Annotated in this window: 27 protein-coding genes; 16 read left to right on the forward strand and 11 right to left on the reverse strand. The window is 70.4% G+C overall.

Annotation, left to right across the window (positions count from 1 at the left end):
* Positions 1 to 108: 108 nt before the first annotated feature.
* The 6 genes from ACFP2T_RS06335 (at position 109) to ACFP2T_RS06360 (ending at position 5,974) form a co-directional block, all read left to right on the forward strand.
* The gene (locus tag ACFP2T_RS06335; RefSeq protein ID WP_377418382.1) at positions 109 to 1,089 is read left to right on the forward strand and encodes an AAA family ATPase; all 981 of its coding nucleotides are present in this window, start codon (positions 109 to 111) and stop codon (positions 1,087 to 1,089) included.
* A gap of 12 nt (positions 1,090 to 1,101) precedes the next feature.
* Positions 1,102 to 1,902: an alpha/beta hydrolase gene (locus tag ACFP2T_RS06340; RefSeq protein WP_377418385.1), complete on the forward strand. Its 801-nt coding sequence runs from the start codon at positions 1,102 to 1,104 to the stop codon at positions 1,900 to 1,902.
* A complete protein-coding gene (locus tag ACFP2T_RS06345; RefSeq protein WP_377418387.1) occupies positions 1,899 to 2,690 on the forward strand; it encodes an MBL fold metallo-hydrolase in 792 nt (263 codons plus the stop codon). Before ACFP2T_RS06340 ends, ACFP2T_RS06345 begins: the two co-directional genes overlap by 4 nt.
* Before the next feature lie 157 nt (positions 2,691 to 2,847).
* Positions 2,848 to 4,365 (forward strand): chitinase, encoded by a 1,518-nt coding sequence (locus ACFP2T_RS06350; RefSeq protein ID WP_377419909.1) that lies wholly within the window; start codon positions 2,848 to 2,850, stop codon positions 4,363 to 4,365.
* Positions 4,366 to 4,496: 131 nt separating this feature from the next.
* Positions 4,497 to 5,309 carry a class I SAM-dependent methyltransferase gene (locus ACFP2T_RS06355; protein ID WP_377418390.1) on the forward strand — a complete coding sequence of 271 codons (813 nt, stop codon included), beginning with the start codon at positions 4,497 to 4,499 and terminating at the stop codon, positions 5,307 to 5,309.
* A 149-nt stretch (positions 5,310 to 5,458) separates the two neighbouring features.
* Entirely contained in the window at positions 5,459 to 5,974 is a 516-nt protein-coding gene (locus ACFP2T_RS06360; protein ID WP_377418393.1) for a GNAT family N-acetyltransferase, read from the forward strand.
* A 68-nt stretch (positions 5,975 to 6,042) separates the two neighbouring features.
* On the opposite strand, the gene ACFP2T_RS06365 is transcribed toward ACFP2T_RS06360, so the two are convergent.
* Both ACFP2T_RS06365 and ACFP2T_RS06370 read right to left on the reverse strand, forming a co-directional pair.
* Positions 6,043 to 6,432 carry a VOC family protein gene (locus ACFP2T_RS06365; RefSeq protein WP_377418396.1) on the reverse strand — a complete coding sequence of 130 codons (390 nt, stop codon included), beginning with the start codon at positions 6,430 to 6,432 and terminating at the stop codon, positions 6,043 to 6,045.
* Between the two features lie 2 nt (positions 6,433 to 6,434).
* Positions 6,435 to 7,241, reverse strand: a complete 807-nt coding sequence (locus tag ACFP2T_RS06370; protein WP_377418399.1) for an arsenate reductase/protein-tyrosine-phosphatase family protein — start codon at positions 7,239 to 7,241, stop codon at positions 6,435 to 6,437.
* 128 nt (positions 7,242 to 7,369) lie between these two features.
* Here ACFP2T_RS06370 and ACFP2T_RS06375 point away from each other — a divergent pair, with 128 nt between their 5' ends.
* The gene (locus ACFP2T_RS06375; RefSeq protein WP_377418402.1) at positions 7,370 to 7,891 is read left to right on the forward strand and encodes a DinB family protein; all 522 of its coding nucleotides are present in this window, start codon (positions 7,370 to 7,372) and stop codon (positions 7,889 to 7,891) included.
* 70 nt (positions 7,892 to 7,961) lie between these two features.
* Here ACFP2T_RS06375 and ACFP2T_RS06380 read toward each other — a convergent pair whose 3' ends face one another.
* The 3 genes from ACFP2T_RS06380 to ACFP2T_RS06390 form a co-directional block, all read right to left on the reverse strand.
* Positions 7,962 to 8,393 (reverse strand): SRPBCC family protein, encoded by a 432-nt coding sequence (locus ACFP2T_RS06380; protein WP_377418405.1) that lies wholly within the window; start codon positions 8,391 to 8,393, stop codon positions 7,962 to 7,964.
* A 122-nt stretch (positions 8,394 to 8,515) separates the two neighbouring features.
* Positions 8,516 to 9,157 carry a GyrI-like domain-containing protein gene (locus tag ACFP2T_RS06385; protein WP_377418408.1) on the reverse strand — a complete coding sequence of 214 codons (642 nt, stop codon included), beginning with the start codon at positions 9,155 to 9,157 and terminating at the stop codon, positions 8,516 to 8,518.
* Positions 9,154 to 9,984: a MerR family transcriptional regulator gene (locus tag ACFP2T_RS06390; RefSeq protein ID WP_377418411.1), complete on the reverse strand. Its 831-nt coding sequence runs from the start codon at positions 9,982 to 9,984 to the stop codon at positions 9,154 to 9,156. Before ACFP2T_RS06390 ends, ACFP2T_RS06385 begins: the two co-directional genes overlap by 4 nt.
* A 259-nt stretch (positions 9,985 to 10,243) precedes the next feature.
* Between ACFP2T_RS06390 and ACFP2T_RS06395 the strand changes: the two genes are divergently transcribed.
* The gene (locus tag ACFP2T_RS06395; protein WP_377418413.1) at positions 10,244 to 10,636 is read left to right on the forward strand and encodes a VOC family protein; all 393 of its coding nucleotides are present in this window, start codon (positions 10,244 to 10,246) and stop codon (positions 10,634 to 10,636) included.
* Between the two features lie 53 nt (positions 10,637 to 10,689).
* Positions 10,690 to 11,085 (forward strand): YciI family protein, encoded by a 396-nt coding sequence (locus tag ACFP2T_RS06400; RefSeq protein ID WP_377418416.1) that lies wholly within the window; start codon positions 10,690 to 10,692, stop codon positions 11,083 to 11,085.
* 28 nt (positions 11,086 to 11,113) lie between these two features.
* On the opposite strand, the gene ACFP2T_RS06405 is transcribed toward ACFP2T_RS06400, so the two are convergent.
* Entirely contained in the window at positions 11,114 to 11,971 is an 858-nt protein-coding gene (locus tag ACFP2T_RS06405; protein WP_377418419.1) for a helix-turn-helix domain-containing protein, read from the reverse strand.
* Between the two features lie 314 nt (positions 11,972 to 12,285).
* On the opposite strand from ACFP2T_RS06405, the gene ACFP2T_RS06410 reads away from it, so the two are divergent.
* On the forward strand, positions 12,286 to 14,037 hold the full coding sequence (locus tag ACFP2T_RS06410) for an LTA synthase family protein (RefSeq protein WP_377418422.1): 1,752 nt from the start codon (positions 12,286 to 12,288) through the stop codon (positions 14,035 to 14,037).
* 16 nt (positions 14,038 to 14,053) lie between these two features.
* Here ACFP2T_RS06410 and ACFP2T_RS06415 read toward each other — a convergent pair whose 3' ends face one another.
* From ACFP2T_RS06415 to ACFP2T_RS06425, 3 genes are all read right to left on the reverse strand, one after another.
* A complete protein-coding gene (locus ACFP2T_RS06415; protein WP_377419911.1) occupies positions 14,054 to 15,337 on the reverse strand; it encodes an SGNH/GDSL hydrolase family protein in 1,284 nt (427 codons plus the stop codon).
* Positions 15,338 to 15,672: 335 nt separating this feature from the next.
* On the reverse strand, positions 15,673 to 17,118 hold the full coding sequence (locus ACFP2T_RS06420; protein WP_377418425.1) for a family 43 glycosylhydrolase: 1,446 nt from the start codon (positions 17,116 to 17,118) through the stop codon (positions 15,673 to 15,675).
* A gap of 397 nt (positions 17,119 to 17,515) precedes the next feature.
* Positions 17,516 to 18,664 carry an epoxide hydrolase family protein gene (locus ACFP2T_RS06425; protein ID WP_377418428.1) on the reverse strand — a complete coding sequence of 383 codons (1,149 nt, stop codon included), beginning with the start codon at positions 18,662 to 18,664 and terminating at the stop codon, positions 17,516 to 17,518.
* A gap of 82 nt (positions 18,665 to 18,746) precedes the next feature.
* On the opposite strand from ACFP2T_RS06425, the gene ACFP2T_RS06430 reads away from it, so the two are divergent.
* The 4 genes from ACFP2T_RS06430 (at position 18,747) to ACFP2T_RS06445 (ending at position 21,705) form a co-directional block, all read left to right on the forward strand.
* Positions 18,747 to 19,457 carry a TetR/AcrR family transcriptional regulator gene (locus ACFP2T_RS06430; protein WP_377418431.1) on the forward strand — a complete coding sequence of 237 codons (711 nt, stop codon included), beginning with the start codon at positions 18,747 to 18,749 and terminating at the stop codon, positions 19,455 to 19,457.
* 301 nt (positions 19,458 to 19,758) lie between these two features.
* Entirely contained in the window at positions 19,759 to 20,055 is a 297-nt protein-coding gene (locus ACFP2T_RS06435; protein ID WP_377418433.1) for a hypothetical protein, read from the forward strand.
* Between the two features lie 109 nt (positions 20,056 to 20,164).
* Positions 20,165 to 20,974: an AraC family transcriptional regulator gene (locus ACFP2T_RS06440; RefSeq protein WP_377418436.1), complete on the forward strand. Its 810-nt coding sequence runs from the start codon at positions 20,165 to 20,167 to the stop codon at positions 20,972 to 20,974.
* 11 nt (positions 20,975 to 20,985) lie between these two features.
* Positions 20,986 to 21,705: an SDR family oxidoreductase gene (locus ACFP2T_RS06445; RefSeq protein WP_377418439.1), complete on the forward strand. Its 720-nt coding sequence runs from the start codon at positions 20,986 to 20,988 to the stop codon at positions 21,703 to 21,705.
* 42 nt (positions 21,706 to 21,747) lie between these two features.
* On the opposite strand, the gene ACFP2T_RS06450 is transcribed toward ACFP2T_RS06445, so the two are convergent.
* Positions 21,748 to 21,876, reverse strand: coding sequence for a hypothetical protein (locus ACFP2T_RS06450; RefSeq protein WP_377418442.1), 129 nt, complete (start codon positions 21,874 to 21,876; stop codon positions 21,748 to 21,750).
* Positions 21,877 to 21,942: 66 nt separating this feature from the next.
* Between ACFP2T_RS06450 and ACFP2T_RS06455 the strand changes: the two genes are divergently transcribed.
* On the forward strand, positions 21,943 to 22,977 hold the full coding sequence (locus tag ACFP2T_RS06455) for a hypothetical protein (RefSeq protein WP_377418445.1): 1,035 nt from the start codon (positions 21,943 to 21,945) through the stop codon (positions 22,975 to 22,977).
* Positions 22,978 to 23,893: 916 nt separating this feature from the next.
* Here ACFP2T_RS06455 and ACFP2T_RS06460 read toward each other — a convergent pair.
* The gene (locus ACFP2T_RS06460; protein WP_377418448.1) at positions 23,894 to 24,478 is read right to left on the reverse strand and encodes a beta-L-arabinofuranosidase domain-containing protein; all 585 of its coding nucleotides are present in this window, start codon (positions 24,476 to 24,478) and stop codon (positions 23,894 to 23,896) included.
* A 159-nt stretch (positions 24,479 to 24,637) separates the two neighbouring features.
* On the opposite strand from ACFP2T_RS06460, the gene ACFP2T_RS06465 reads away from it, so the two are divergent.
* Positions 24,638 to 25,708 (forward strand): LacI family DNA-binding transcriptional regulator, encoded by a 1,071-nt coding sequence (locus tag ACFP2T_RS06465; protein WP_377418451.1) that lies wholly within the window; start codon positions 24,638 to 24,640, stop codon positions 25,706 to 25,708.
* Positions 25,709 to 25,795: the final 87 nt, after the last annotated feature.

Here is a 25,795-nt window from a genome sequence, read left to right on the forward strand (position 1 = left end):
ACGCCGCCCGGTGTGCACGGTGAGCCGACAACGGTGCACGCACAGTCCCGTCGGCGGCGCGCACCGCTCATAAGGTTGGCACGGAAGTGTTACGCGAGGGGGCGCGCCGTGCTCAGGGGGCGGGTCAAGGAACGCGAACGCCTGGACGAGCTCGTCCTGGCGGTACGTGACGGACTGAGTGGCGTACTCGTGCTCCAGGGCGACGCCGGTATCGGCAAGACGGCGTTGCTCGACTACGCGGCCGGTGTGGCCGCCGACCTGCGGGTCATCCGGGTCGCCGGAGTCGAGTCGGAGGCCGGCTTCCCGTTCGCCACGCTGCACCGGTTGCTGATCCCGTACCTGAAGAGGCGCTGCGCCCTGCCCCCGACGCAGGATCGGGCGCTGCGCATCGCGTGCGGGCTGGCCGACGGGCCGCCGGCGGACCGGTTCCTCGTCGGGCTGGCGGCGCTCACGCTCCTGGCGGAGGTCGCCGTGCAGGGCCCGGTGCTCTGCTGCGTCGACGACGCCCAGTGGGTTGACGAGGAGTCGATCGGCGCGCTGGCCTTCGTTGCCAGGCGGCTGCACGCCGACGGGGTCGGCCTGGTGTTCGCCGCGCTGCCGGAACCGATGCCGGTCGGCAGCCGGCTGGAGGAGCACTACCTGCGGCAGGTGCGCGAGATGCCCGAGCCGACGCAGCTGTGGCTGCTGCTGGCCGCCGCCGAGCCGGGCGGCGACCTCGACTACATCCGCGACGCGGCCGTTCGTCACCAGTGCCGATGGCACGCCGCCCCGGGGCGAGCGTGTCCCAGGGCGTGCGGGACGCGTTCTGGCGGCAGGGCCTCCGGGCCGGGCGCCGCAACGCGTACGAGTCGATCGCCGCCTTCTCGGCCACCTACTTCCGGGCCGACCTGGACCTGTTCGACATACCCACGCTCGTCGTCCACGGCGACGACGACCGGGTCGTCCCGTTCGAGGTGGGCGGCAAGGCGTCGGCGGCACGGATCAAAGAACGCCACCCTCACCGTGTACGCCGGCGCACCACACGGCATCACCGACACCCACAAGCAGCAGCTCTCCGAGGACCTACTCGCCTTCCTTCGCACCTTCTAGGGGGACCCCGCCATGACCACGCCCGACACGATCGTTCTCGTCCACGGCTTCTGGGTGACGCCGCGCAGCTGGGAGCACTGGATCACGCACTACGAGGCCAAGGGGTACCGGGTGATCGCCCCCGGGTACCCGGGCTTCGAGGTGGAGGTCGAAGCCCTGCGTGCCGACCCGCAGATCATCGTCGACGTCACCGTGCCCGCGATCATCGCGAAGATCGAAGGGATCATCCGGGAACTCGACCACCCGCCCATCATCATGGGGCACTCGGCCGGCGGCGCGTTCACGCAGATCCTGCTCGACCACGGCCTCGGCGCCGCCGGCGTCGCGCTCAACTCCGCGCCGACCGAGGGTGTCCGGGTCGTGCCGCTCTCTCAGGTGAAGTCCACGTTTCCGGTGCTCAAGAGCCCGGCCAACCGGCACAAGGCGGTCGGCCTGTCGCTGGAGGAGTGGACGTACGCGTTCACCAACACGTTCACCGCGGAGGAGTCCCGCGCGCTCTACGAGCGCTACCACATCCCGGCCAACGGCGGCATCCTGTGGGGCAGCGTCCTGGCCAACTTCCAACCCGGCCACCAGGACACCTGGGTCGACTACCACAACGACAACCGGGCGCCGCTGCTGTTCATCTCCGGCAGCGAGGACCACATCATGCCGCCGGCCATCCAGGAGTCGAACGCCAAGCACTACAAGTCCAACACCATCACCGAACGCCGCGAGTACGAGGGGTACGCCCACCTGCTCCCCGCGCAGAAGGGCTGGGAGGAGATCGCGGACTACGCCCTCGACTGGGCACTGCGGCACGCCAAGTCATGACGATCGTTCGCGTCACCCACATCGGCGGGCCGACGGCACTCATCGAGTTCGCGGGCTGGCGGCTGCTGACCGATCCGACGTTCGACCCGGCCGGACGCACGTACGCGTTCGGCTGGGGCACCTCGTCCCGCAAGCTCGCCGACCCGGCCATCTCCCCCGACGCGCTCGGGGCCGTCGACGCGGTGCTGCTGACCCACGACCACCACGGCGACAACCTCGACGACGCCGGCCGGAAACTGCTGCCGTCGGCGGGCACCGTCGTCACCACCGTGTCGGGGGCGGCTCGGCTCGGGGGCGGCGCGCGGGGCCTGGCACCGTGGGCCTCGACCACGCTGGAGGGCGAAGGGCGGCCGACCGTCGAGGTCACCGCCACCCCGTGCCGGCACGGGCCGCCGCTGACCCGGCCGATCGTCGGCGACGTGGTCGGCTTCGGCCTGCGCTGGACCGGCCAGCAGCACGGTGCCTTGTGGATTTCCGGCGACACCGTCCTCTATGGCGGGGTGCGGCAGGTCGCGGGCCGACTGCCGGTCGGACTCGCGCTGCTGCACCTCGGCGGCGTGCGCTTCCCGGTCACCGGCCCACTGCGCTACACGATGACCGCCCGGGACGCCGTCGAACTGGTCGGCGCCGTGCGCCCACGCACGGTCGTACCCGTGCACTACGAGGGGTGGAAGCACTTTCAAGAGCCCCGGACGGTCATCGAACGCGAGTTCGCGGCGGCGCCGGACGACGTACGGGACCGGGTCCGCTGGCTCCGGATCGGCGTACCCACCGACCTGGAGACCTGAGCTGACGACCGGAAGGCGCGCGGTGGTGGGCCGGGCCAGTCGGGTCGTCCAGGGCCTGGACAGGAATTGTTAATAGACTTAATAATTAACCATCCTGTCGATGGCCGTGGATGCCCGGCAACGCCTCCGGAGGACCTCCATGAAACGTTCCAGATCACTGCTGCTCACCGCCGTCGCCGCAGTGCTGGCGACCAGCGGCGCCGTAGCCGTCGCGCTGCCCGCGTTCGCCGCCGGGCCCACCGCCACGTTCGTCAAGACCGCTGACTGGGGGTCCGGCTGGGAGGGGAGGTACACCGTCAGCAATGACGGCACGACCACGCTGACCTCATGGTCCGTCGCGTTCGACCTGCCGGCGGGAACCAACGTCGGCACCTACTGGGACGCCCTGCTGACCTCCTCCGGCCAGCGGTACACCTTCACCAACCGATCCTGGAACGGCACCCTCGCCCCGGGCGCCTCCGCCTCGTTCGGCTTCGTCGCGACCGGCGCCGGCACCCCGACCAACTGCACCCTCAACGGAGCCTCCTGTGGGGGCACCGGCACGCCGCCCACCACCACACCACCCACGACCCGACCGCCGAGCACCCCGCCACCCACCACCGCGCCACCCACCTCCCCGCCACCGAGCACCCCGCCACCCACCGGAGGGCTGCCGAAGCGGGCACTGATCGGATACCTGCACGCCAGCTTCGCCAACGGCTCCGGCTACCTGCGGATGGCGGACGTACCCGTCGACTGGGACATCATCAACCTGGCCTTCGGGGAGCCGACGTCGGTCACCTCCGGCGACATCCGCTTCCAGCTCTGCCCGGCCAGCGAATGCCCCGGCGTGGAGACCGAGGCGGCGTTCACCGCCGCGATCCGGGCCAAGCAGCAACAGGGAAAGAAGGTCCTCATCTCGATCGGCGGGCAGAACGGCCAGGTGCAGTTGACGAGCACGGCCGCCCGGGACCGGTTCGTCAGCTCGGTCAGCGCCATCATCGACCGGTACGGGCTCGACGGGCTCGACATCGACTTCGAAGGCCACTCCCTGTCACTGCACACCGGGGACACCGACTTCCGGAATCCCACCACCCCGGTGATCGTGAACCTGATCTCGGCCATCCGGGCCCTCAAGCAGCGTTACGGCGCCGGTTTCGTCCTCACCATGGCACCGGAGACCTTCTTCGTGCAGCTCGGCTACCAGTACTACGGCTCCGGCCCGTGGGGCGGGCAGGATCCACGCGCCGGGTCGTACCTGCCGGTGATCCACGCGCTCCGCGACGACATCACGGTGCTGCACGTCCAGGACTACAACTCCGGACCGATCATGGGACTGGACAACCAGTACCACACCATGGGCGGCGCGGACTTCCACATCGCCATGACCGACATGCTGCTGGCCGGCTTCCCCGTCGCCGGAAACGCCGCCAATGTCTTCCCGCCGCTGCGCGAGGACCAGGTCGCATTCGGTACGCCGGCAGCCACCAGCGCCGGCAACGGATACGTGGCCCCGGCCGCCGTCCAGCAGGCGGTGACCTGCCTGGTACGCAGCACCTCCTGCGGCGGCTACACCCCGCGCAGCGGCACCAACCCGAACTTCCGCGGCCTGATGACCTGGTCGATCAACTGGGACCGCTACTACGGCTGGGAGTTCCGAAACGCCCACCGGCCGTTCCTCAACTCCCTCCCCTAACCTGTCCCCTCCCCTCCCCTCCCCTCCCCGACGGAGAAACTGCCGGCGATGACGTTGACGTAGCCAGCGGTCCAGAATGTCTCTGCAGGGCCGGCGACAGGCGGCGCCGGGCCGTCAGTGAAGGGACCGCGATGCGACACGCTGCGGGCGAGCACCCGCCCGGCACCAGCGGCTACGACGCCGAGCTACGGAGGCACGACGGCGTACTGCGCCGGGTGGTCGGCGTCCGGTCGCACGACCACGTCCTCGACATCGGCTGCGGTACCGGGCAGACGACCCGGCAGGCCGCGCGTACGGCCCGGGCGGGCAGTGCGTTCGGGGTGGACGTCTCGGCGCCCGCGATCACGCGCGCCCGCGAGCTGGCCAGGGCGGAAGGACTCCGCAACGTCACCTTCGAGCACGCCGACGCGCAGGTCCACCGCTTTCCACCGGAGCGCTTCGACCTGGCAATGAGCAGGTTCGGCACGATGTTCTTCGACGACCCCGTGGCGGCGTTCGCCAACATCGGGCGGGCGCTGCGCCCTGCCGGGCGCCTGGTGATGATGGTCTGGCAGGCCCACGAGCGCAACGAGTGGGACGTTGCTGTCCGCCGATCCCTCGAAGCAGCCGAGGGGCCGGTGGCCGGTGCTTCCGCGGGACCGGATGCGTTCTCGCTCGCCGACCCGCCGACCGTGCGGGAGATCCTGCGGGCGGCGGGGTTCACCGACATCGCCTTCGCCGACGTCCACGAACCGGTCTACTACGGTCCGGACGTGGCCGCCGCCCTCGAGTGGGTCCGCGGCTTCACGTGCACCCTTGAGGTCCTGAAGAGGCTGGACCCCGCCGCCGCGACCCGCGCGGACGAGCGTCTACGCCAGGCGCTCGCCGAGCACCTGGGTGACGACGGTGTCTGGTTCGACTCTCGCGCCTGGATCGTCACCGCTCGTCGCGTCGGACCGGAATGAGCGAGGAGTACGCCCGACTGCGACGGATCGACTACGGCGTGTCGCCGCGTTGCTTGCCCTTCACGAATGTGCAGAGCACCGATCTGGTGCGCGAGCCCCTACTTGTATGGTTTGCGCTGGTCAGGTCGCTGTGAAGATGGAGTCATGACATGCCGGTCACCCGCGTCGCCACGGTCGACGATGCCCCCGCCGTGACCGCGCTGCTGCGCGCGAACTGGGAAGCCTTTGCACCCTGGGAACCGATGCGCGACGACTCGTGGTTCACGCTGGACAACCAGCGCACGATCCTGGAGACATCGCTGGAGGCTCATGCCCAGGGAACGATGGTTCCGCTCGTCATTCTCGACGGGGACAAGGTCGTCGGCCGACTGAACATCAACGGGATCACCCGGGGCGCACTGCAGTCCGCGGCGATCGGCTACTGGGTCAGCCCGTCGCACCAGGGCCGGGGGCTCGGCACGGCGGCCGTTGCCGATGCCATCGCCATCGCCTTCGGCGAACTCGACCTGCACCGGCTCCAGGCGGAGACGCTGCTGCACAACACGGCATCGCAGCGGGTGCTGCTGCGCAACGGGTTCCGGCCGTACGGTGTGGCGCCTTCGTATCTGAAGATCGCAGGCAGCTGGCAGGATCATGTGCTGTTCCACCTGCTCGCGACGGACTGAAGGCGAGCTGTGCGGAGGCGGTTCCGGTCGACGATCCGGAGGACGAGCTGATCCGGCAGTGGCGGCTGTCAGCGGGCGGGCTCGAACAGTTCGACGACGTTGCCGGACGGGTCTTCCAGCAGGATCTGCTGGCCACCGGGGCCACTGACGATGTCGTTGCGAAACGTGAGGCCCGCGGCCCGCAATCGTTCCACCTCGGCGGCAATGTCGCTGACGACGACATGGATGCGGTTCCATCCACCCGGCGACGGCCTGGTCCCGTCCGGCATCGGCCGACCCGCCGAACTGGTCGGCCCGCTCAGCAGGAGGCGAAGCCTGCCGCGCAGGACGTCGGCGAACGCCGGTGCCGCGCTCGTCCTGAGGGTGAAGCCGAGGTGCCGGGTGTAGAACTCGACCGCAGTGTCGACGTCGTCGACCATGTATCGAACATTGACCGTCTCTGCGAGGTCGTCGGCCATCGCTAGATCCTCTCTGGGGCCGCCGCGGCACTGTCGATCGCCGCCAACAGGAAATGGATACGCGTCTTCAGTTCGTTCGCGGTACGCACGAACCGTGGGTAGGCGGGTCCGCCCTCGGCTTCGGCCGCCGGATCGGGCATGCTCCAGTGCGCCATCGCGGGAGCCCCGGAGAACTCGGGGCGCACTTCCCGAACCCGGTCACAGAGGCTGATCACATGGTCGAACCGTTGCTCGGCGAACACGCTCACGTGCTTGGGGTGACGACCACTGATGTCGATGCCACTTTCACGCATGACACGCACCGCGTGCGGATGCACGGGTTTGGGTTGACTGCCGGCGCTGGCGGCTTCGACCCGTGCACCGCCGAGCCGCACCAAGAGGGACTCGGCCATCTGCGAGCGGGAACTGTTGCCCGTACACAGGAACAGCACCCGGACGGGCGGCCGGGACGACCGCCGGCCGGGACCTGCCGCCGACGGCGTCAGCGCCGCCGGGACCAGTCGCAGGCCCGGATGCAGGGCAGCGCCAGCCTCGGCAAGCTGTCCGCGAAACGCGGCCAGGTCGAGGCTGTAGTAGGTGTCGCGTTTGTCGGCCGAACTCCGCCGCATCGTTACCAGTCCGCCTTCACGCAACTGGCCGAGATGGTAGGACGTCAGGCTCTGCCGCTGGCCGATCAGTTCTCCCAGTTCGCGGACCTGCCGGTCGCTCCGCGCCAGCTCACTCAGCAACTGCCACCGCACGGGGTGCCCGGTCAGGCGCAGGACAGTGGGCGGTGTTACCGGTGTCTCCGGGGACATGGTGTGACCCATTCCCGAACGATACATCAAATGGGATCGTTCGATCAAACAAGATTGATATATTTTGGAGGTGCCTGGCCAGCGCGTCAGGACGGATAACCTGTTCGACCCGGTCCCCGTGGCGATGCGAAGATCACGCGATGACGGTGTCCCGTGCTCAGCTGTTGCGTTGGCAGTTCGACCTGACCTGGTCGCTGTTCGAATACCACCTGGAACGGCTGGCGCCGGAGCACTTCCACTGGGAGCCCGCCGCGCACTGCTGGACCATGCGGCCGGGCGACGACGGCAGCTGGGTACCGGACTGGGCGGACACCGAGCCCGACCCGATCCCGGTCCCCACCATCGGCTGGATCACCTGGCACGTCGGCTGGTGGTGGAGCGTGGCCACCGACCACCTCGCCGGGCGGACACCGCGCGAACGCACCGAGATCGAGTGGCCGGGCGACGGCGGTACGACGGTCGCCTGGTTACGTGACCTGCGGAGTGAGTGGCTGGCGGTGCTCGACCGGCTGACCGACGCCGACCTCGACACGATCGCGCCGTTCCCGTGGCAGAACGATCCGGAACACACCGTCGCGCACCTGCTCGGCTGGGTCAACGCCGAGCTGATGAAGAACGTCGCCGAGATCGGTCAACTCCGACTGCTGCACGAGGCACGTTAGCCGCACCGGTGGCACCAGCCAGCACGGTTCGGCGGCAGCAGAGCGCTCCTGGTCGTCCCGCCCCGCACCCCTACCGCCCGCTCTCGACCTGGTTCTTCAGGGCGGTGTTGAGCAACCGGAAGCTCTCGGCGGTGCTCTCGATCATCTTGCCCAGGAAGGGCACCAACAGCCCGGTGAACTTCTCGCTGTGGACGAGCCGGGTCCCTCCCTCGTGCGGAGTGAGCACGAAGCGGTGCTCGCCGTTGAAGACCCCCGGAATGGCGAACTTACCGAGCCAGCGCAGTTCGACGCCCGCCTCCGCGACGAGCACCTGTGGGGTGAACGTCATCGGACGGCCGTCGATGGGAAACATCCGGAGCGTCAGTATCTCTCCGACCTGGACCCGCCCGGACGCCTCCCGGATGAACGGGTTCCAGTCCGGGTACCGCGAGAAGTCGACCAGGACGGCCCAGACCTCGACGGGAGTCGCGTCGATGTCTATCTGCGTGGAGATCTGGCGCATGTTCCCTGCTCTACATCACGATCGTCCGGACGGATCAGGTCGATCCCCTGGAAATTGATCCTTACACACCCCGCTCAGGCGCGATGACCTGGCACAGTCCGGGCGCTGGAATTGGCCTCCGCTCAGCCGCCACCACCCGCGACGGAAACGGCGGTGACCGGATACCGGAGAATCGTCCTCAGCTTTTCGGGCGCCGTACGTGTCGGGCTCGACAGGTAGATCTCGTGGTGTTTTCCCGAGATCTGGTATCCGGACTCGCCGACGAAGGCCATCAGCCGGTCGCGGGTCGCCGGCTCCTCGCGGTACGGCCCGACGTGCAGCACCTGCGCGCTCGGCCCCTCCACGACGTTCCGCAGTTCGATCCGCTCCAGCGATCCGGACGGCTTCTTCCGGGTCCTCGCCGCGACGGTCTCCGCGACCAGGTCGGCGTCCACCTGCGGTGGCTGCATGACGAGCATGGTCCAGTGCCAGGTTGACCGGTCCAGGGCGGGTAGGTCCTGCCGCTCCCCCGCCCCCCACCACAGTCCCTCCAGCGGCATCACCGAGTAGTCCAGCACGCCGGCCCTCTTCAGCCCGAACTTCACGCCGTACGAGACGCCGAAGAGCGCCTCGACCGCCTCCCGGTACCCGGGTCCGTCGGGATCGCCGACACCGTCGACGGCCAGAAACGCCAACTCGGGTACGTCCACCAGTGCGGGCGCGGCGCTGGCCACGTACAGGTTCTTGAGGACCTTCTTGAAGTCGGTCTTCGGGATGCTCGTCAACTCGTCTCCTCGTCATCGACCGGTACGACGATCCGGGTCACCAACTGGGTCGGGTCGGTCGTACCGGGGTCGGTCAGGTACGCCTCGAGCACGCCTCCGCACGGTCGTAGGCCGCGCTCGTGGATCCAGGCGAAGACCGCCTGGTACGTCAGTGCCAGGTGCTCGTACGGGCCGACGTGCACCGCCACCGCGGCCGGTCCCGCCGGCAGCTGCTCGACCTCGGTGCCCGGGACCGTCCCGTCGCCCGAGGCCGGCTCGGCGCTCTCGACGCCGACCCCGACCCGTACCTGCGCGCCGAGGTCGACCGGGAACAGTCCCCGCAGCGGTGGCGTCCACCCGATCCCCGCCACTGCGGCCATCAGCTCGCCGACGCAGCGCGTGACGGCCACGCCGATCTCCTCGGGCGTGCACGTGGTCCGGCGCACCAGCAACCGGCGGGCCGGCTCCCGGCTCAGGCTGACCTCCTGCTGGAGCAGCCCGTCGGCCAGCAGCCCACCGGTCAGCAGCCGGTCCAGGAGCAGCCAACTGCGTCGCTGTGCCGCGATCCGGTCCTCCAACCGGCCCTGCTCCGCCCGCAGTACCTCGGTCCGAACGCTGTCGTCGCCGCCGAGCACCTGTCCGATCGCCGCGAGCGGTACGTCGAGCCGGCGTAGCAGGGCGATCGCCGTGGCTTCCCGCACCTGGTCCCGGGCGTAGTACCGGTAGCCGGTGGCCGGGTCGACGCTGGCCGGACGGAGCAGTCCCGACTCGTCGTAGTGCCGAAGCTGCTTGACGGTGAGCCGGCACAGCCGGGCGAAGGTCCCGATCGGCAGTAGATCCCTGGTCACGGAGTCATCCTGAACCCTCCCACCCGGGGAGAGTCCAGCAGGCGGGGTATCGGTCGCCGATGATCCGCAGAGGGTCGGTGAGACATTCGCGCGCCGATCCGGTCGAGGTGTTCCACAGGGGATGCTCGGCTCCGGTCCGGCGGCAGATTGTCACGGGAAGGATGTCGAGACCGCCGCCTCCGCTCCGACCTCTGTCCTGAGGCGCCAGTTCGGCGCGCGACGGCACGACGCCGATCGATCGGCGCGGGAAGGATCAGTCATGGGACAGCAAGCGGTGGTGCACTTCGAGATCATCGGGAACGATCCGGCGAGGCTCCGTAGCTACTACGGAGACCTGTTCGGCTGGGAGTTCCAGGTCGGCGACGCCGCGACCGAGGCGGTTTCCCAGCCGGGCAACTACGGATTCGTGGCCGGAAGCCCGACCGGTGACGGTACCGGTATCAACGGTGGGATCGGCGGCGGCGCGGGCTACGATCGCCGCGTCCTGTTCTACGTGGGTGTTCCGGACGTCGAAGCCGCACTCCGGAAGGCCGAGAGCCTCGGCGGGACGCGTCGGATGGGCCCCGAGCCGACATCCGGTGGAGATCTCGCGGTCGGGCACTTCACCGACCCCGAGGGCAACCTCGTCGGCGTCGCCGGGCCGCCCGCCTAGCCGACGGTGCCGGGTCGGATGACAACCGCGTCGCGGAGTGGGGAGGGGTCGAGGTGAAGTACCTGCTCTTGATCTACAGCAACCCGGAGAACTGGGAGCACCCGATGTTCCTGCGGAGTTCGGAGGCCCTCGCGATGTCGCCGGCCGACCGCGCCGAACTGGTCAGACAGGCCGATGACCTGTACAAGGAGATCGCCGAGTCCGGGGAGATGGTGAGCGGCACAGCCCTGGCCGATTCGGTGAACACCAGGACCGTCCGGGTACGCAACGGAGTCCCGGCGACGACCGACGGCCCTTACGTCGAGGCCAAGGAGCAGCTGGCCGGGTTCTTCGTCCTCGACTGCGAGAGCCTGGAACGAGCGACCGAGATCGCGGCCCGGTTCCCGGACGCCCGGTTCGGCGCCGTGGAGGTACGTCCGATCATGGAAATCTCCGGCCCGGCGGTGTGACCCCGGCCGCCCTCGCCGGGCGGCCGGGTCAGCCGGACACCACCCGCAGTACGGGCTGCCGGCGACGGTCGAGGCCGTCGAGCGCGTCGGACGTCGCACCGTCGGCGGGAAGGTAGACGACCAGACGTTGATCGTCGTCGGCGGGCAGGTCGAGCGTCTCGTACGCCAGCCGCAGTTCGCCCGCCCCGGGGTGGACGAGCCGGACGATCCCGTTGGCCCTCGGCAGTCCGGGCAGGGTCTCGATCCGCCGCGTGAACGCCTTCCCGGCGCTGATGGTCAACTCGTCCGCGAGCATCGCCGAATACCGGTCCGTGCCGAACGACCCCTGCTTGAGCGCGGCCACCTGCTCGTCGGCGACCTGGTCCCAGTCCGGGTAGACGATCCGCGCCCGACTGTCGGTGAAGACGAACCAGGCGAGGTTCGGCGGCGTTCCGTCCAGCAGCCCGATCGGCCCCGCCAACCGCTCGTAACCGACCGTGTGGGCGACGACGTCGCTGACCCGGTTGAGCAGGACGGCCGGGGCCGGCTCGAGACCGTCGAGCAGTGCCCGCACGGTGGGTCGTACGACGCGTCCGGGCGTCGTGTCTCCGATGCCGCAGGTGAACCCGCCCTCGGCTCCCTTGCTGAGCCGGTACGTGTGGATCCGTTCGGACGCGGTCATCCGCAGCGCGTCGGCCAGGGCGGAGAGCACCTGCGCGGACGGCCGGCGGTCCCGCCCCTGCTCCAGGCGGGTCAGATACTCCACGCTGACTCCGGCGAGCATCGCCACCTCCGCCCGGCGCAGCCCGGACGTGCGGCGACGGGCTCCGGTGGGGAGTCCGACCTGTGCGGGCGTCACGGCCTCACGACGGGTACGCAGGAACACACCCAGCTCGTTGTCGCTCACCGTTCGAACGGTACACATCCGTCCGCTCGGCAGGGTGGCCCTGTCCCTACCAGCATCGACCGGACCTGCCGGCCGGCGCGATGGAGAACTTCGGCTGCGTCACGCCCGTCCAGGTCGGAAACGTCGGGCATGCACGGCAACACGGCTTGTCAGATGGGGAGTCGGCCCGTTAACTTACTGAGCCCGGTCCACCAGGCCGAACCGCTGGTAGTCGGCCGGACACGCTCGGCCCCGCCGATCCCGCACGACGGCACCGGCCGGCGTTCACGGCGGTGATCCAGCCCCGGCGGGCTTCGTACGGAAGGGCCTTTGGTTTGTCGTTCTTCACGCGCTCTCGTCAGTTGCCGGACCAGGAACGGGCAGCGGCGGAGGAGGGCCCGACACCGGACGGGGTCGTGCCGGGCGAGGAGGTACCGGCCGACGGCGAAGCGGGCGACCGCGAAGCGGACGACGGTGTCACCGGCCGTCGACGGGGACGGGCCGTCGCGGCGGGGCTGACCACCGCCCTGGCCTGTCTGCTCGTCCTGTTCGCCCTGCTGGCGCCGAACCGGATCGGTCAGCTCACGCCCGGAGAGTTTCTGCGCATCCCGGTGGAGGGACTTCTCGGGGTCGCTCTCGTCCTCGTCCTGCCAGAGCGGGCGCGCCGGATCGTGGCGGTGCCGGTCGGCGTGCTGCTCGGCCTGCTGACCATCGTGAAGATCGTCGACATGGGCTTCTACGCGGCGCTCGCCCGACCGTTCAACCCGGTGCTCGACTGGATCTCGATCGAGGCCGCCGTGGGATTCCTCACGGACTCGGTCGGCCGGGCCGGCGCGATCGCCGCCGTGATCGGCGCCGTCCTGCTCGCCATCGCCGTACCCATCCTCATGACGCTGTCGGTCCTACGCCTGACCCGGCTCGTGCTTCGGCACCGGTCCGCGTCGGCACACACCGTCACCGCCCTCGGGGCCGCCTGCATCGCCTGCGCCGTGTTCGGCGTGCAGATCGTCCCCGATGTGCCGGTCGGCACCCTCGCCTACGACCGCGTCCTCCAGGCCCGCGCCGGCTTCCAGGACCAGAAGGTGTTCGCCACGGAGGCCGACGTCGACGCGTTCCGCGACACCCCGGGTGACCAGCTGCTGACCGCCCTGCGCGGCAAGGACGTCGTCGTCGCCTTCGTCGAGAGCTACGGGCGGGACGCCGTCGAGGACCCGGAATTCGCACCGCAGGTGGGTGCGGTGCTCGACGCCGGTAACGCCCGCCTGAACGCGGCCGGCTACACCGCGCGGAGTGGTTGGCTCACCTCACCGACGGCGGGCGGCGGCAGTTGGCTGGCCCACGCCACGCTGCTCTCCGGGCTGTGGATCGACAACCAGCAGCGCTACAACAACCTCGTCGTGAGCGACCGGCTGACCCTCAACGGCGCCTTCCAGCGCGCGCAATGGCGCACCGTCGGCGTCATGCCGGCCATCAACCAGGCCTGGCCGGAGGGGGCGTTCTTCCGGTACGACCAGATCTACCCCGGCCCGGAACTCGGGTACCGCGGCCCGAAGTTCAGCTACGCCCCCATGCCCGACCAGTACACCCTGTCGGCGTTCGAGCGTGCCGAGCACGCGAAGCCGAACCGCCCCCCGGTGATGGCGACGATCCCCCTCGTGTCGAGCCACGCGCCCTGGGCGCCCATCCCCCAGCTCGTCGACTGGAAGGACGTCGGTGACGGTTCGGTCTTCGGCCCCATCGCCGCCGCCGGCGAGTCGCCGGACGACGTGTGGCGCGACACCGGCCGGGTACGCACCGAGTACCGGCGTTCCATCGAGTACAGCCTCAACACCCTGGTGTCCTACGTGGAGACGTACGGCGACGACAACCTGGTGCTGGTCTTCCTCGGTGACCACCAGGCCACCCCGCTCGTCACCGGCGAGGGCGCCAGCCGGGACGTGCCGATCACGATCGTCGCCCACGATCGGGCGGTGCTCGACCGGATCTCCGGATGGGGCTGGCAGGACGGCCTGCGACCCGGTCCGCAGACCCCGGTCTGGCCGATGGACGCCTTCCGGGACCGGTTCCTGACCACCTTCGGACCGTAGTTCCGGCCCACCGGCGTCAGGATCGGAACAGGCGGTCCGGAACGGCGTCGGCGAGCAGTCGGTAGCCGGCGGGGTTGAGGTGCAGGTGATCGCCGGTGTCGGCGGCGGGCAGCAGTTGGCGGGGGTTCGCCGGATCCCGGACGGCCCGGTCGAAGTCGAGTACGGCGTCGAACCGGCCACTGGTCCGGATCCACTCGTTGACCGCCTGCCGGCTCGCCTCCCGGGTGCCCTGCGGGTCGTCGTAGCCGTTGCCACCGAACGGGGTCAGGGTCGCGCCGTACACCTTGATGCCCTGGGCGTGCGTGCGGGTGACGATCTGGTCGTAGGCGGTGATCAGGTCGTCGGTGACGGCCTTCTGGCCGGCTTCGGTGGCCTCGGCGGTGCCGATGTCGTTGACTCCCTCGAACACGACCAGCCAGCGGACCCCGCTCTGGGCCAGCACGTCCCGGTCGAGTCGGGCCAGCGCGCCCGGCCCCAACCCGTCGTTGAGGACCCGGTTGCCCCCGGCAGCCTGGTTGAGCACCGCGACGGTGGTGCTCGGGCGACGCTGCGTCTGCAACCGGTCGAGAAGCTGGTCGGGCCAGCGGTCGTTGCCATTGGTCGTCGAACCGCGTCCGTCGGTCAGCGAGTCACCGAGCATGGCCACCGCCGAGACGGCGTGGCTGGCCGACACCTCCAGGCCGCTGAGGAAGTACCAGTGGTCGACCGGAGTCGCACCGGGCAACGTGGCCTCGGCGAGGTGGTTGCCGGCCAGCAGGTGCGAGGTGGTCCGGGAGCCGGGATGCGAGGTGACGTTGTTCGAGGCCTGCCCTTGGGCCAGGTAGAGGGTCACGGTGAGGTTGGACCGCGCCGCCACGGGAAAGGTGATCGGGTCGGACACCATCTGCGCCCCGACCGGGATCGCCACCGAGGACCGGCCACTGAACGTCACCGGCCGGGAGGTGCCGGGGCGGATCGCGCTGACCCCGGCCCGGCCCTGCTCGGGCAGCGCCACCGAGACCGCGGTGACCGGCAGCGGCGCGCCGCCGAAGGCGTTGGACAGCCGCAGCCGGATCCGCTGGCCCCCCACCGAGACCCGGACGGTCTGCCGCAGCGTGCTGTCGGCCAGGACCAGGTTCTGTTGGGTGAACGGTGCCGGGGGCATGTTGTGCGGCTCGGTCAACTGCGGCATCGACGTCCAGCTCGCCACCCAGCGCCCGCCCGATCCGACCGGGACCGTGCCGGACCGGGCGGAACCGTCGGCCCCGTACCTCAGGTTCGTGAGCCCGGACGAGCCGACGACAACCGCTAGCGTAAGCATCCCCACCGCGGCCAAGGCTAACAGCGACCGTCTTCCGCGCATGGCGCGTCCCTCCTGTCGGGCCCCCGCCGGCCGACGGCCCGCCGACCCGCGCGGGGCCGCCGGACCTGGCGCGACATCCGGAGAGCGGCACCGCCACCGACCGATCGCCGCTTGTCGATGAAACGTTACTGACCCCGAACCGAAACGTAAAGATGGACGGCCGGCGATGCTCGGGGGGTGGGGTCACCGGTCCACCCCGACCCGGACGACGACCCGTGGGGAGGGGCGAGTTGTCGCCCCTCCCCACGACCGGCGTCAGGAGGCGGACGAACCGACCAGGGTCGGTGCGACGCTCACGGCTGGAACGCCATCCACTCGAGGACACCGGTCGAGAGGCCGGGCCGGGCGGTGATGGACAGCCGCAGCCGGGTCGTGCTGACCGTGCTGAACGTCGTCACGTTGTAGGTGTTCGCCGCCACGCCACACGTCGACTGGCCGGGTACGTTCACGTACGCCGTGCCGTTCCAGTACTGGACCTGACAGGAGGCGGGCACGTCGATGCCCTGGTCGTCGTCGAACCAGTAGGCCGCGGTCCGGTTGACGCTGCGGGCCGACGGCCAGGTGTACTCGATCCACTGCGTGCCCTGCTCGGGCCAGTTGCCGTACGCCTGGTTGCTCCGGTCCGCCGAACTGGTCGGCACCCCGCCGTTGTTGATCGCGGTGAGCGTCTCCCACGGGGAGACGTACGACGTCGAGCCGGTGGCGGCGGGGGCGAGGTTGGTGCCGGCCGGCGGCTGGACTCCGCCACCGCCACCGGGGTTGGGCGGCGGACCGGTGGTCGTCTGCACCACCGGCTGGATCGTGCCGTCGGCGTTGAAGTACATCCGGTCCACCGCCACCGAGCGCCGGAAGTTGCCGCCGTTCGGCGCGTTGGCGTTGTGGTAGACCATGTACCACTGGCCGTTGAACTCCACCGCGCCGGCGTGGTTGGTCGTGGAGGAGACCTGACCGAGGACCACGCCGCGGTGGGTCCACGGGCCCATCGGGTTGGTGGCGGTGGCGTACCGCTGGCAGGCGTAGCTGGACGAGGTGACGCAGCCCTGGGTGTCGTTCGCCGCGTAGAGCATGTAGTAGAGGCCGTTGCGCTTGAACATGAACGGCGCCTCCCAGTAGTTGGTCAACCCCTGCGGGGTCACCACCGCGCCGACCGTGTCGATCATGTTGCTGGCCAACCGGACGGCGCGAACCCCCCAGTAGCCGCCCCAGTACATGTACGCCTGACCGTCGTCGTCGACGAAGACCGTGGGGTCGATGTTGAGGCCCGACGAGTTGGCGGTGCTGTCGCTGATCAGCGGGCCACCCTTGGCGTCGGTGAAGGGGCCGAGCGGGCTGTCGCCGACGGCGACGCCGATGTTCATCCAGCCGGGGCCGTTGCCGTTGACAGAGGTGTACCAGTAGTACCGGCCGTTGCGGGGCTCGACCTCGCTGGCCCAGGCGTCGGCGCCGGCCCACGGGAAGGTCGCGATGTTCGCTCTGGCGCCCTGGTCGGTCCAGTTGGCGGCGTTCGTGGACGACAACACCCGCCATTCCCGCATGAGGAAGTTGTTGTTCCCGACCGCCGCCTCGTCACGGCCGGCGTAGATGTACATCGTGTTGCCGACGACCAGCGGTGCGGGGTCGGCGGTGTAGATGTTGGTGATGATCGGGTTCGCGGCCGAAGCCGGACCCGTCGCCGCCACCAGGGCTGACGCTGCCCCGACGACGGCGACAACGACCGCGCCGAGCAATCGTCCTCGCATAACCACTCCTCTCGGTTGGAACTGGCATCACGGGCGGGAGTGTTGGCGGCCACCTGGGGAATTGATCGATGTAGATCAATATCCTCGGCTGGACTCGCCCCACGGAACGATCCACGGAGAACACGAGGAACAGGGTTGCCCAGACTGTCCCGGCGGTGCTCCCGGCCCGGCGAGGACCGCCGCACCCGAAGCGATCGATCGCGGTTGACGTCCGCCTCCCCGTCACGATGACTTACGAAAACCTTTTCGGCAAGGTTTCCGGGATGTCACCAACCCAGTTAGTCCCGTAACACGAGCTAGGGCTGTGTCCGCCGATCTCTCCGAAACGCTTTTCGAAATCCGCCGGCCGGGGAGGCCGGCAGTCACGGCCCCCGGAGACTCCTCGGCCCGCTCCGCCTCAACGGAGGCTGGCGAAGAACCGCCGCATGTCGCCGACGAGCAGATCCGGCGCCTCGTGTGCGGCGTAGTGACCGCCCGCGTCACGCGACCCGCCCTGCCGGCGCGGCGGATCGTAGGCGTGCCAACTCACGATGTTGGCGTGGTCCCGCTCGGCGAGCGGCCGGATCGACTGGAAGTCGCCGGCGAACATGGCCAGGGCGGTCGGCGCGGTCGTGGGGCCCGTCGGCGCCACCTGCGGTGCCGTGTGCGCGTCCTCGTAGTAGAGCCGGATCGCCGAGCCGGCCGTACGGGTCAGCCAGTAGATCGCCACGTTGGCGACGACGAACTCCGGATCGAGGCTCTCACCCATGAGCTGGGCGTTCCAGGCCAGCAGCCCGACCGGGGAGTCCGCGAGCGCGAAGGCCAGCGTCTGCGGCTGCTGACTGTGCAGGGCGTTGAAGGAGAACATGTTGTCGTAGAACCACTGCAGGTGCTCCAGCGCCGCGTAGTCGGTCGGGGTGAAGCCCTCGAACTCGGCGGGGTCGCCGGACGGGAACGAGAAGAGTTGCGTGACGTGCACGCCGATCACGCCGTCGGGGTCGAGCCGGCCCATCTCGGGCGCGATCATCGATCCCGCGTCGTTGCCGGCCGTGCCGTACCGCCGGTAGCCGAGTCGGTGCATCAACTCCACCCAGGCCCCCGCGATGCGGTTCCGGTTCCAGCCCGCGCTCCGGGTCGGCCCCGAGAAGCCGTACCCGGGAAGTGACGGCACCACCAGGTGGAAGGCGGGAGCGTCGGTGTCCCCGGGCGCGGTGAGCGGCTCGATCAGGTCGAGGAACTCGACGACGGAGCCGGGCCAGCCGTGGGTGAGGAGCAGCGGGACCGCGTCCTCGCGCGCCGAACGGACGTGCAGGAAGTGGATCGTCTCGCCGTCGATCTCGGTGACGAACTGCGGGTATGCGTTGAGCCGGGCCTCGAATGCCCGCCAGTCGAACTCCTCCAGCCAGTAGTCGGCGAGGGCGCGGACGCGCGCGTTGCTCATCCCGTACGCCCCGTCGGTGCCGGGCAGTTCGTCGGGCCAGAGGGTCCGGCGGAGCCGGGCGGCCAGATCGTCCAATTCCACCTGCGGGACGTCGATCCGGTACGGGCGGATCTCGGTGTTCGACATGTCGACTCCTTTGGATCGGAACGCTTCGTTCCGCTCTACTATAGCAGAGCGGAACGATCTGTTCCGGTGGTATCCTCGTCACATGTCCACCGGAAGCAGCACCCCCGCCACCGAGCCGTCCGGCCCCTCCCTCTCCGGGCGCCGGGCCCAGGCGGCCCGCAACGACCAGGTCATCCTGGAGGCCGCCCGCGCGGTCTTCCTCGCCGATCCGAAGGCCCCGATCGGCGCCGTCGCGGAGCGGGCCGGGGTCGGCATCAGTGCCCTCTACCGGCGGTACCCCGGCAAGGAGGACCTGCTGCGCCAGCTCTGCCACGACGGCCTGCGCCGCTACGTGGCGGCGGCCCGGCAGGCGGCCGAAGAACCCGACGGCTGGCAGGCGCTGGTCGCCTTCCTCGACGAGGTCGTCGCGGCGGACGTCCATTCCCTGACCGTCCGGCTGGCCGGCACGTTCACGCCGACGGCGGAGATGAGCGCCGACGCCGTACTGGCCAACGAATGTGCCACCGCGCTGGTGGACCGGGCACATGCGAGCGGACGCCTGCGCCGCGACGTCGTCGTCGCCGACGTCGCCTTCATCCTCGAGGCGTGCGCGGCCATCCGGCTCCCGGACCCGACCCGCACCGACGAGCTGCGCCGCCGCTACCTGGCGCTGCTGGTGGACGGGTTACGCGACACCAGCGGCACTGAACTGCCGGGCCCGGCACCGACCGGCGGCGAGATGGCGTGGCGCTGGCGGCGGACCGAACCGGCAGCGGCGGATACCCCGCCCTCGCGCCAGGGCCGACGCGGGTAACACGCCGCCGCAAACCCGCAGCGTACGGGCCACCGTCGGGGTAGCAGGATCTGTCGGGGGTGCCGGCTACCGTTCCGCCGGACGCCGCGACCGCGTCGCGTCCGGAGCAACAGCCCAGGAGACGGAAACATGTCCGACGTACCGCAGACCGACCACCGCCATCCGGCCGAGGTGGTGACCGGACTGGTCGACCACACCCTCGAACTGGCCGAGACGTGGACCGAATGGGACGGCAAGCCCATCCCGGCCGACGACCGGATCTACACCACACAAGGCGATCCGACGCCTCGCGGACCACCTCGTGGACCATCTCGCCGAGATCGAGGCCCGGGTCGCCGGGATACCGCCGATCCCGGACCACTGGCACGCCTCGGCGACCACCACACCTGCCGACCTCGCCCCGTTCACCCCGGAGGATCTGGACGAGGCACGTAGTCGGCTGACCCGCCTCGCCCAGATCTTCGACCTACGCCTGCGGGTGTTGACCGACGAAGAGTTGGACCGACGCGACGGCGACGCCTGGTCGCCCCGGCAGATCGCGTTCCACCTCGGCGGGTCGGTCTACTACGCCGACTCGGTGGGAAACCTTCGGGGCTGACCGCCGCAGGCCGCCGACCGGCGCTCCGGAGGCGGCACGATCACTGTCCCCGACCGTGCCGGCCCGTTGTCGTTGCCGGCGACGCCCGGCGCACCGATGATGGTGGATGATGGCGCGCCTGACACAGGTCCACTCGGTACCGGTCCGGTCACAGTCCGGGCCGTGCGAAACGATCAGCGGGCTGCCACATCCACGGCTCCGGCCCTACGTGCTCGGGTACGCCGGCTTCCGCTCGGCCACGGGCGCGCCCGTCCGGCATCGGGTCCTGCCGTTGAACGTCACCACCCTGATCGTCGACTTCGCCGGTCCCGGCGGTGTGGTGAGCGGGCCACGCAGCACGTCGACGGTGTCGGGGCGGACCTGGTGGGGACACGGTGTCTCCATCGGTCTCACCCCCGCCGGAGTGCTCGCGCTGCTGGGCGTACCGATGCCGGAGCTGGCCGAGGGAAGCGGCCGGTTGGCGGACTTCCTCGGCCGCCGCGACGCCGAACTGACCGAGCGGCTCGGCGACGCACCGGACTGGGCCGGTCGGTTCGCGGTGCTGGACGACCGACTGGCCGCCTGGTCCGCCACGGACCGGCGGCAGGACGGGCCGGTCGGCGCGGCCTGGTGGCGACTCCAGCACCCCGGGCGCCGGCTCCGGATCGGTGCCCTCGCCGAGGAACTCGGCGTCAGCCGCCGCTACCTCGAACTCGGATTCCGCCGCCAGATCGGGCTGTCACCGGCAACCGTCGCCCGCATCGCCCGCTTCCAGCGCGCCGTGCACCTGCTCGGGCACGGCTCGGGCCTACCGCGGACGGCGGTCGAGAGCGGGTACGCCGACCAGCCGCACTTCAACCGCGAGGTGCGGGCGATGGCCGGGGTCACGCCAACCGAACTGTGCGCATTTCTTCAATACCTCCGGTCCGCCCCCGGGTAGCGTCCCGGCACATGGCGCTCACCGGCAGGACGGCACTCGTGACCGGCGGTTCCCGGGGGATCGGCCGGGCCATCGTGCAACGGTTCGCCGAGGCCGGTGCCCGGGTCGTGTTCACCTACCACAGCAATCAGGCGGCGGCCGACGACCTCGTCGGCCGGCTCGACGGCACGGTCGCCGTCCGCGCCGACCAGGCGGACCTGACCACCCTCACGGCGATGTTCGCGCCGGTACGCGGAGGTCTCGACATCCTCGTCAACAACGCCGCCATCAACCCGCGCACGCCGATCACCGAGATCACCGCCGAAGAGTTCGACCGGGTGATGACCGTCAACACCAAGTTTCCGCTGTTGGCGATGCGCGAGGCGGCCGCGGTGCTGCGCGACGGCGGCCGCATCATCAACCTCTCCACCCTCAGCACCGTGCTACCGGCGGCCGGGCACGCCCTGTACGCCGCCAGCAAGGCCGCGCTGGAACAGTTCACCGCCGTAGCCGCCCGGGAATTCGGCGGTCGCGGCATCACCGTCAACACGGTCTCGCCCGGCGCCACCGACACCGACCTGCTCCGGGCGGTCAACCCGGCCGAGGCCCTGACCCAGACCGCCGCCGTCACCGCCCTGCGCCGGCTCGGCCAGCCGGACGACATCGCCGCCGTCGTAGCCTTCCTCGCCGGACCGGACGCGCAATGGATCACGGGCCAGAACATCCGCGCGACGGGCGGCCTGCTCGTCTGAGTTCCCGCCGTCGTTGCTGTCCGGTGCGCGGGTGGCCGCGACCTACGGTCCCACGGAGTCCGTCCACCTGGCGGCCATCTTCCGCTTGCCGACGTGGATCATGCTGAGGGTCGCCGCCGACACCGGGTCGGCGAGGCCGAGCAGAGGGCGGGCGGGAATGCCGCTGGTCACCACCACCGGGGTATCGGCAGCGCTGTGGCGGGGCGATGTCCTCCGGCCGACGTCAAGGGCCGCGCGATGAGCGCGGCGAACCCGGCCGGGGCGGACCGGACCGGGATCTGGTCGTCGTACACCGGCACCCCGCGACGGGTCGGCGTCAGCTATCCACGGCTGCTCCCCCGGTACGGGCAGCGGCTGGGCTGGATCGGCTTCCGCGCCACGCTGGCCGTGCTGGCCGGCTGGACCTTCGCCGCCCCAGCCGACCTGGCACCGAGACTCGTCGCCAGCGACCCGGTCACCCTCGGGTTCACCCTGTCCGGGCTGCTGCTGCTCGGCTACGGCGGGTACCTCGGCCTGCGGCTGCTGCTGGATCTCGCCGGACCGCGCACGGTCAGCGGCGAGGTGCTCCGGCACCAGTTGTGGCAGTGCCGGCAGTCGAGCGACGACTTCGACGCCCGGACCATACCCGTGAACTTCCACCTCGTCATCGACGACGGCCGCGCCGACCGGACCCGCGCCTGGGTGCTGCCGGCGGGGCTCGCCGACACCTGCCGGGTCGGTGACGTCGTCAGCGCGCGGGTCCGGCCGTGGACCCGACGGGTGCTGGCGGTGACCGTGCAACGGCTGGCCGAGGGGACCGATCCGTTCGACACCGAGGTCGACGAGCTGCCCGGTCCGGCCCGGGTGGATCCGCTCGCCCCGGCGGGCGGATCCGGGGCGTTGACCGCGCCACGATCGCTCGCCGGTTCGCTACTCACGGTCGGCGAGGTCGGTCGCGCGCTCGGCCAACGGGTGACCCTCCGGGCGCCGGAACCGCCGGACGGGCAGGTGCAGGCCGTGCAGTTCGTCGGCAGTCGGGGCCGTCCGGTGCTGACCCTCCACGTTCTCGGCGGCTGGTACGGCAGGCTCACCCTCGCCGGAGCCAAGCCGGGTGGCACACCGCTACCCGGGATCGGCGCGGAGGCGTACCTCCGGCCGGAGCAGGCCGTCGGCCGGCACGACGACGTCGTACTCGCCCTCGCGCTCGATCGGTCGGAGGCCGGCCACCGGCACCGGCTACCCGAACTGCTCCGTACCGCGATGAGCCGACTGAGTTCCTGGCCGGGGCCCTGACCCCGGCCAGGAATTCGGGCTCGCGGCGGAGCGCTGGCCACCAGGGGATCCGGCGGGGCCCTAGGTCAGGCGCCGGCGGACCCACCAGAAGCAGAATCCGGCCAGCAGCGCGGCGAGGGCGACGAAGATGCCGGCTTCGATCCACTGCATCGGCCAGAACTGGCTGTCGGGGTGGTAGACGACGTCTTGGCGCAGGCCGAGCGTGCGGAGCCAGGTGTCGCAGGTCTGGGGTGCCGCGTCACGCCCGCAGGCGATCGGGTCGGCGGGTCCGGTGAAGACCCGGCCGCCGGGGGTGATCGTCCGGTTGGACACGGTCCAGGCGTTGGGCAGGTCCTCGCTCAGGACATACATCTCGCCGTCGGGGCGAATTCCGACCAGGTCCAGGTTGTCGAAGTCCAGGGCCGGTGTGTCGTGGCGCGCCGGGACCAGGTGTGTTCGCACCCCCAGTGGCATCGACGCGACGGCGGCGGCGTAGCCGGCCAGGGTGACGGCCATCGCCGGGACGGTGCGCCGGAGGAGCATGCCGGCGGTCACGCCGAGGACGAAGGCGAAGACCGCATAGCCGATCGGGACGACGCCGCGGGCGCCGTAGACCAGCGGCGTGATCCGGTCCGCGGCGGCACTGTCGATGTGTCGTGCCCAGACGGTGACGGCCCAACTGAGCAGACCGGTGGTCGCCACCGTGGCCGCGCCGAGGACGCCGAGCTTGGCGGCCAGCCAGCGGGTGCGGGTGACCGACTGGTTCCAGGCCAGCCGGTGGGTACCGGTCTCGAGCTCGCGGGCGATCAGCGGCGCCCCCCAGAAGACGCCGATCAGGGCGGGCAGCAGACACATCACGGCCAGGGCGGCGTAGTACAGGGTGCCGTTGACGCCGTTGCGGACCTGGGCGAGGAAGAGGTCGACCACGGTGGCGCAGTCACTTCGACAGGTGGCGACGTCCGCGTACATGTCGGTGAGGCCACGCCCGGTGACCAGCAGCAGGATGCCGAGCACGGTCAGGGCAACGGCGGTGGTCGCGGCCTGGGTGCGGAACCGACGCCAGGTGAACCAGATCATCGGGTGGTCTCCAATGCGGACCGGGACGACGTGGCGGCCTGGGACATGTAGGCCATTCCAGGTCGGAGTAGCGCGGGTGCTGGCCCGGCTGCCCGAACCGGGTGTTGAGGTAGCCGTCGGGCTGCTGCGCCGCCGCGACCGCCTCGGCGAGGTCGGCGACCGGGGCGACGCCGCCCCGGCCGATCTCCCAGGCCATCGCCTCGGCCAGTTTGTAGACCTCGGAGTCGGAGAACTCCCGACCCCGCCGGCCGTCGGCGAGTCCGCCGGTACTGGCCAGCCGGAAGTTGTCCAGCCAGCCGGTCCGGCCGATCCAGTCCCGGCAGTGCCGAAGGGTCACCGCCGCGTTGCGGGACACTCGTTCGGCCCAGAAGCCGTCGGTCAGCCGTACGTCGTCGAGGCCGAGCGGGCGCAGCGCACCCGTCGACGGCAGGACCGGTGTGATCATCGTCAGCATCTCCCCCGGTTCCGAAAACCTTTTCGGAAGGTAGCGAGCGGGCTATGTCGATGTCAACCCGCCTCATGATGGGGTAAATCGCGAAGCGGCCGCCTAGACTAGGATTCCCTTCGCTCGGCCGTTTTCGAAAGACAGTCCGAAAGGATTTCGGTGGTCAGACAACGATCTCAGTCAGTGACCCTGACCGACGTGGCGCGGCGGGCCGGAGTCTCGGTGGCCACCGCATCCAAGGCCCTCAACGCCCGCGACGAGGTCGCGCCGGCCACCCGGCGTCGGGTGCTGGAGGCGGCGGAGGAACTCTCCTTCCACCCGAACGCGCTGGCCAAGGGGCTGATCTCCGGACGGACCCGGACGATCGGGCTGCTCACCGACGAGCTGGGAGAACGGTTCGCCTTCCCGGTCCTGCTCGGAATCGAGAACGCACTCGGCAACGAGCAGATGTGCGTGCTGCTCTGCGACGCCCGGGGTGATGTCATCCGGCGCCGGCACTACATCCGTACGCTGCTGGCCCGCCAGGTGGACGGGTTCATCATCCTGGGCGACTCCAACGACATCCGCCCGTCACTCACCCGGGACATCCCGGTCCCGGTCGTCTACGTGTACGGCGAGTCGGACGACCCCGCCGACCTCTCCGTACTCGCCGACGACACCGGCGGGGCGCGGCTCGCGGTGGAGCACCTGGTCTCGCTCGGGCGACGGCGGATCGGCCACATAACCGGCCCGGAGACCTACCGCGCCGCCCGGGACCGGGTGACCGGGCTGCACTCGGTGCTGACCGAGGCCGGTCTGCCGCTGGCCGGCGGCGATCCGCTCTACGGCGAATGGTCCCAGCGCTGGGGCCGGCACGCCGGACGGATGCTGCTCACCGCCGACCCGAACATCGACGCCGTGTTCTGCGGCAACGACCAGATCGCCACCGGTGTCGCCGAGACACTGCTGGACCTGGGCCGGCGGATCCCGGACGACGTGGCGATCGTCGGGTACGACAACTGGGAGGTCTTCGCCGCCGACTGCCGGCCGCCGCTGACCACGGTGGACCTGAACCTGCAACAGCTCGGCGCGACCGCGGTGAAGCAACTCTTCGCGGCCCTGGACGGCGAACGGACCTCGGGCGTGATCCGCCAGCCGTGTCGGCTCGTCGTCCGGGAGTCGACCGGCCCGGTCGCCTCGCTCGGCGCCGGTATGTCCGGCTCGGCGGTGACCCGGCCCGAGCACGGTTAGCCCTCCCGAGCGGCGGTTGCCCCCGGTCACTCCCGGCCGGTGGAGGTCGCCGACCCGGGGGCGCCACGCGGGGCGGGGTTAACGGAA

It is taken from the genome of Plantactinospora solaniradicis, assembly GCF_042658085.1.
Taxonomy (GTDB): Bacteria; Actinomycetota; Actinomycetes; order Mycobacteriales; family Micromonosporaceae; genus Plantactinospora; species Plantactinospora solaniradicis.

Coding starts and splice junctions, on each gene's coding strand:
- ACFP2T_RS06340 (WP_377418385.1), top strand. CDS start 1,102: ATGACCACGCCCGACACGATCGTTCTCGTCCACGGCTTCTGGGTGACG.
- ACFP2T_RS06345 (WP_377418387.1), top strand. CDS start 1,899: ATGACGATCGTTCGCGTCACCCACATCGGCGGGCCGACGGCACTCATC.
- ACFP2T_RS06355 (WP_377418390.1), top strand. CDS start 4,497: ATGCGACACGCTGCGGGCGAGCACCCGCCCGGCACCAGCGGCTACGAC.
- ACFP2T_RS06360 (WP_377418393.1), top strand. CDS start 5,459: ATGCCGGTCACCCGCGTCGCCACGGTCGACGATGCCCCCGCCGTGACC.
- ACFP2T_RS06365 (WP_377418396.1), bottom strand. CDS start 6,432: ATGGCCGACGACCTCGCAGAGACGGTCAATGTTCGATACATGGTCGAC.
- ACFP2T_RS06370 (WP_377418399.1), bottom strand. CDS start 7,241: ATGGGTCACACCATGTCCCCGGAGACACCGGTAACACCGCCCACTGTC.
- ACFP2T_RS06375 (WP_377418402.1), top strand. CDS start 7,370: ATGACGGTGTCCCGTGCTCAGCTGTTGCGTTGGCAGTTCGACCTGACC.
- ACFP2T_RS06380 (WP_377418405.1), bottom strand. CDS start 8,393: ATGCGCCAGATCTCCACGCAGATAGACATCGACGCGACTCCCGTCGAG.
- ACFP2T_RS06395 (WP_377418413.1), top strand. CDS start 10,244: ATGGGACAGCAAGCGGTGGTGCACTTCGAGATCATCGGGAACGATCCG.
- ACFP2T_RS06415 (WP_377419911.1), bottom strand. CDS start 15,337: ATGCTTACGCTAGCGGTTGTCGTCGGCTCGTCCGGGCTCACGAACCTG.
- ACFP2T_RS06420 (WP_377418425.1), bottom strand. CDS start 17,118: ATGCGAGGACGATTGCTCGGCGCGGTCGTTGTCGCCGTCGTCGGGGCA.
- ACFP2T_RS06425 (WP_377418428.1), bottom strand. CDS start 18,664: ATGTCGAACACCGAGATCCGCCCGTACCGGATCGACGTCCCGCAGGTG.
- ACFP2T_RS06430 (WP_377418431.1), top strand. CDS start 18,747: ATGTCCACCGGAAGCAGCACCCCCGCCACCGAGCCGTCCGGCCCCTCC.
- ACFP2T_RS06440 (WP_377418436.1), top strand. CDS start 20,165: ATGGCGCGCCTGACACAGGTCCACTCGGTACCGGTCCGGTCACAGTCC.
- ACFP2T_RS06445 (WP_377418439.1), top strand. CDS start 20,986: ATGGCGCTCACCGGCAGGACGGCACTCGTGACCGGCGGTTCCCGGGGG.
- ACFP2T_RS06455 (WP_377418445.1), top strand. CDS start 21,943: ATGAGCGCGGCGAACCCGGCCGGGGCGGACCGGACCGGGATCTGGTCG.
- ACFP2T_RS06460 (WP_377418448.1), bottom strand. CDS start 24,478: ATGATCACACCGGTCCTGCCGTCGACGGGTGCGCTGCGCCCGCTCGGC.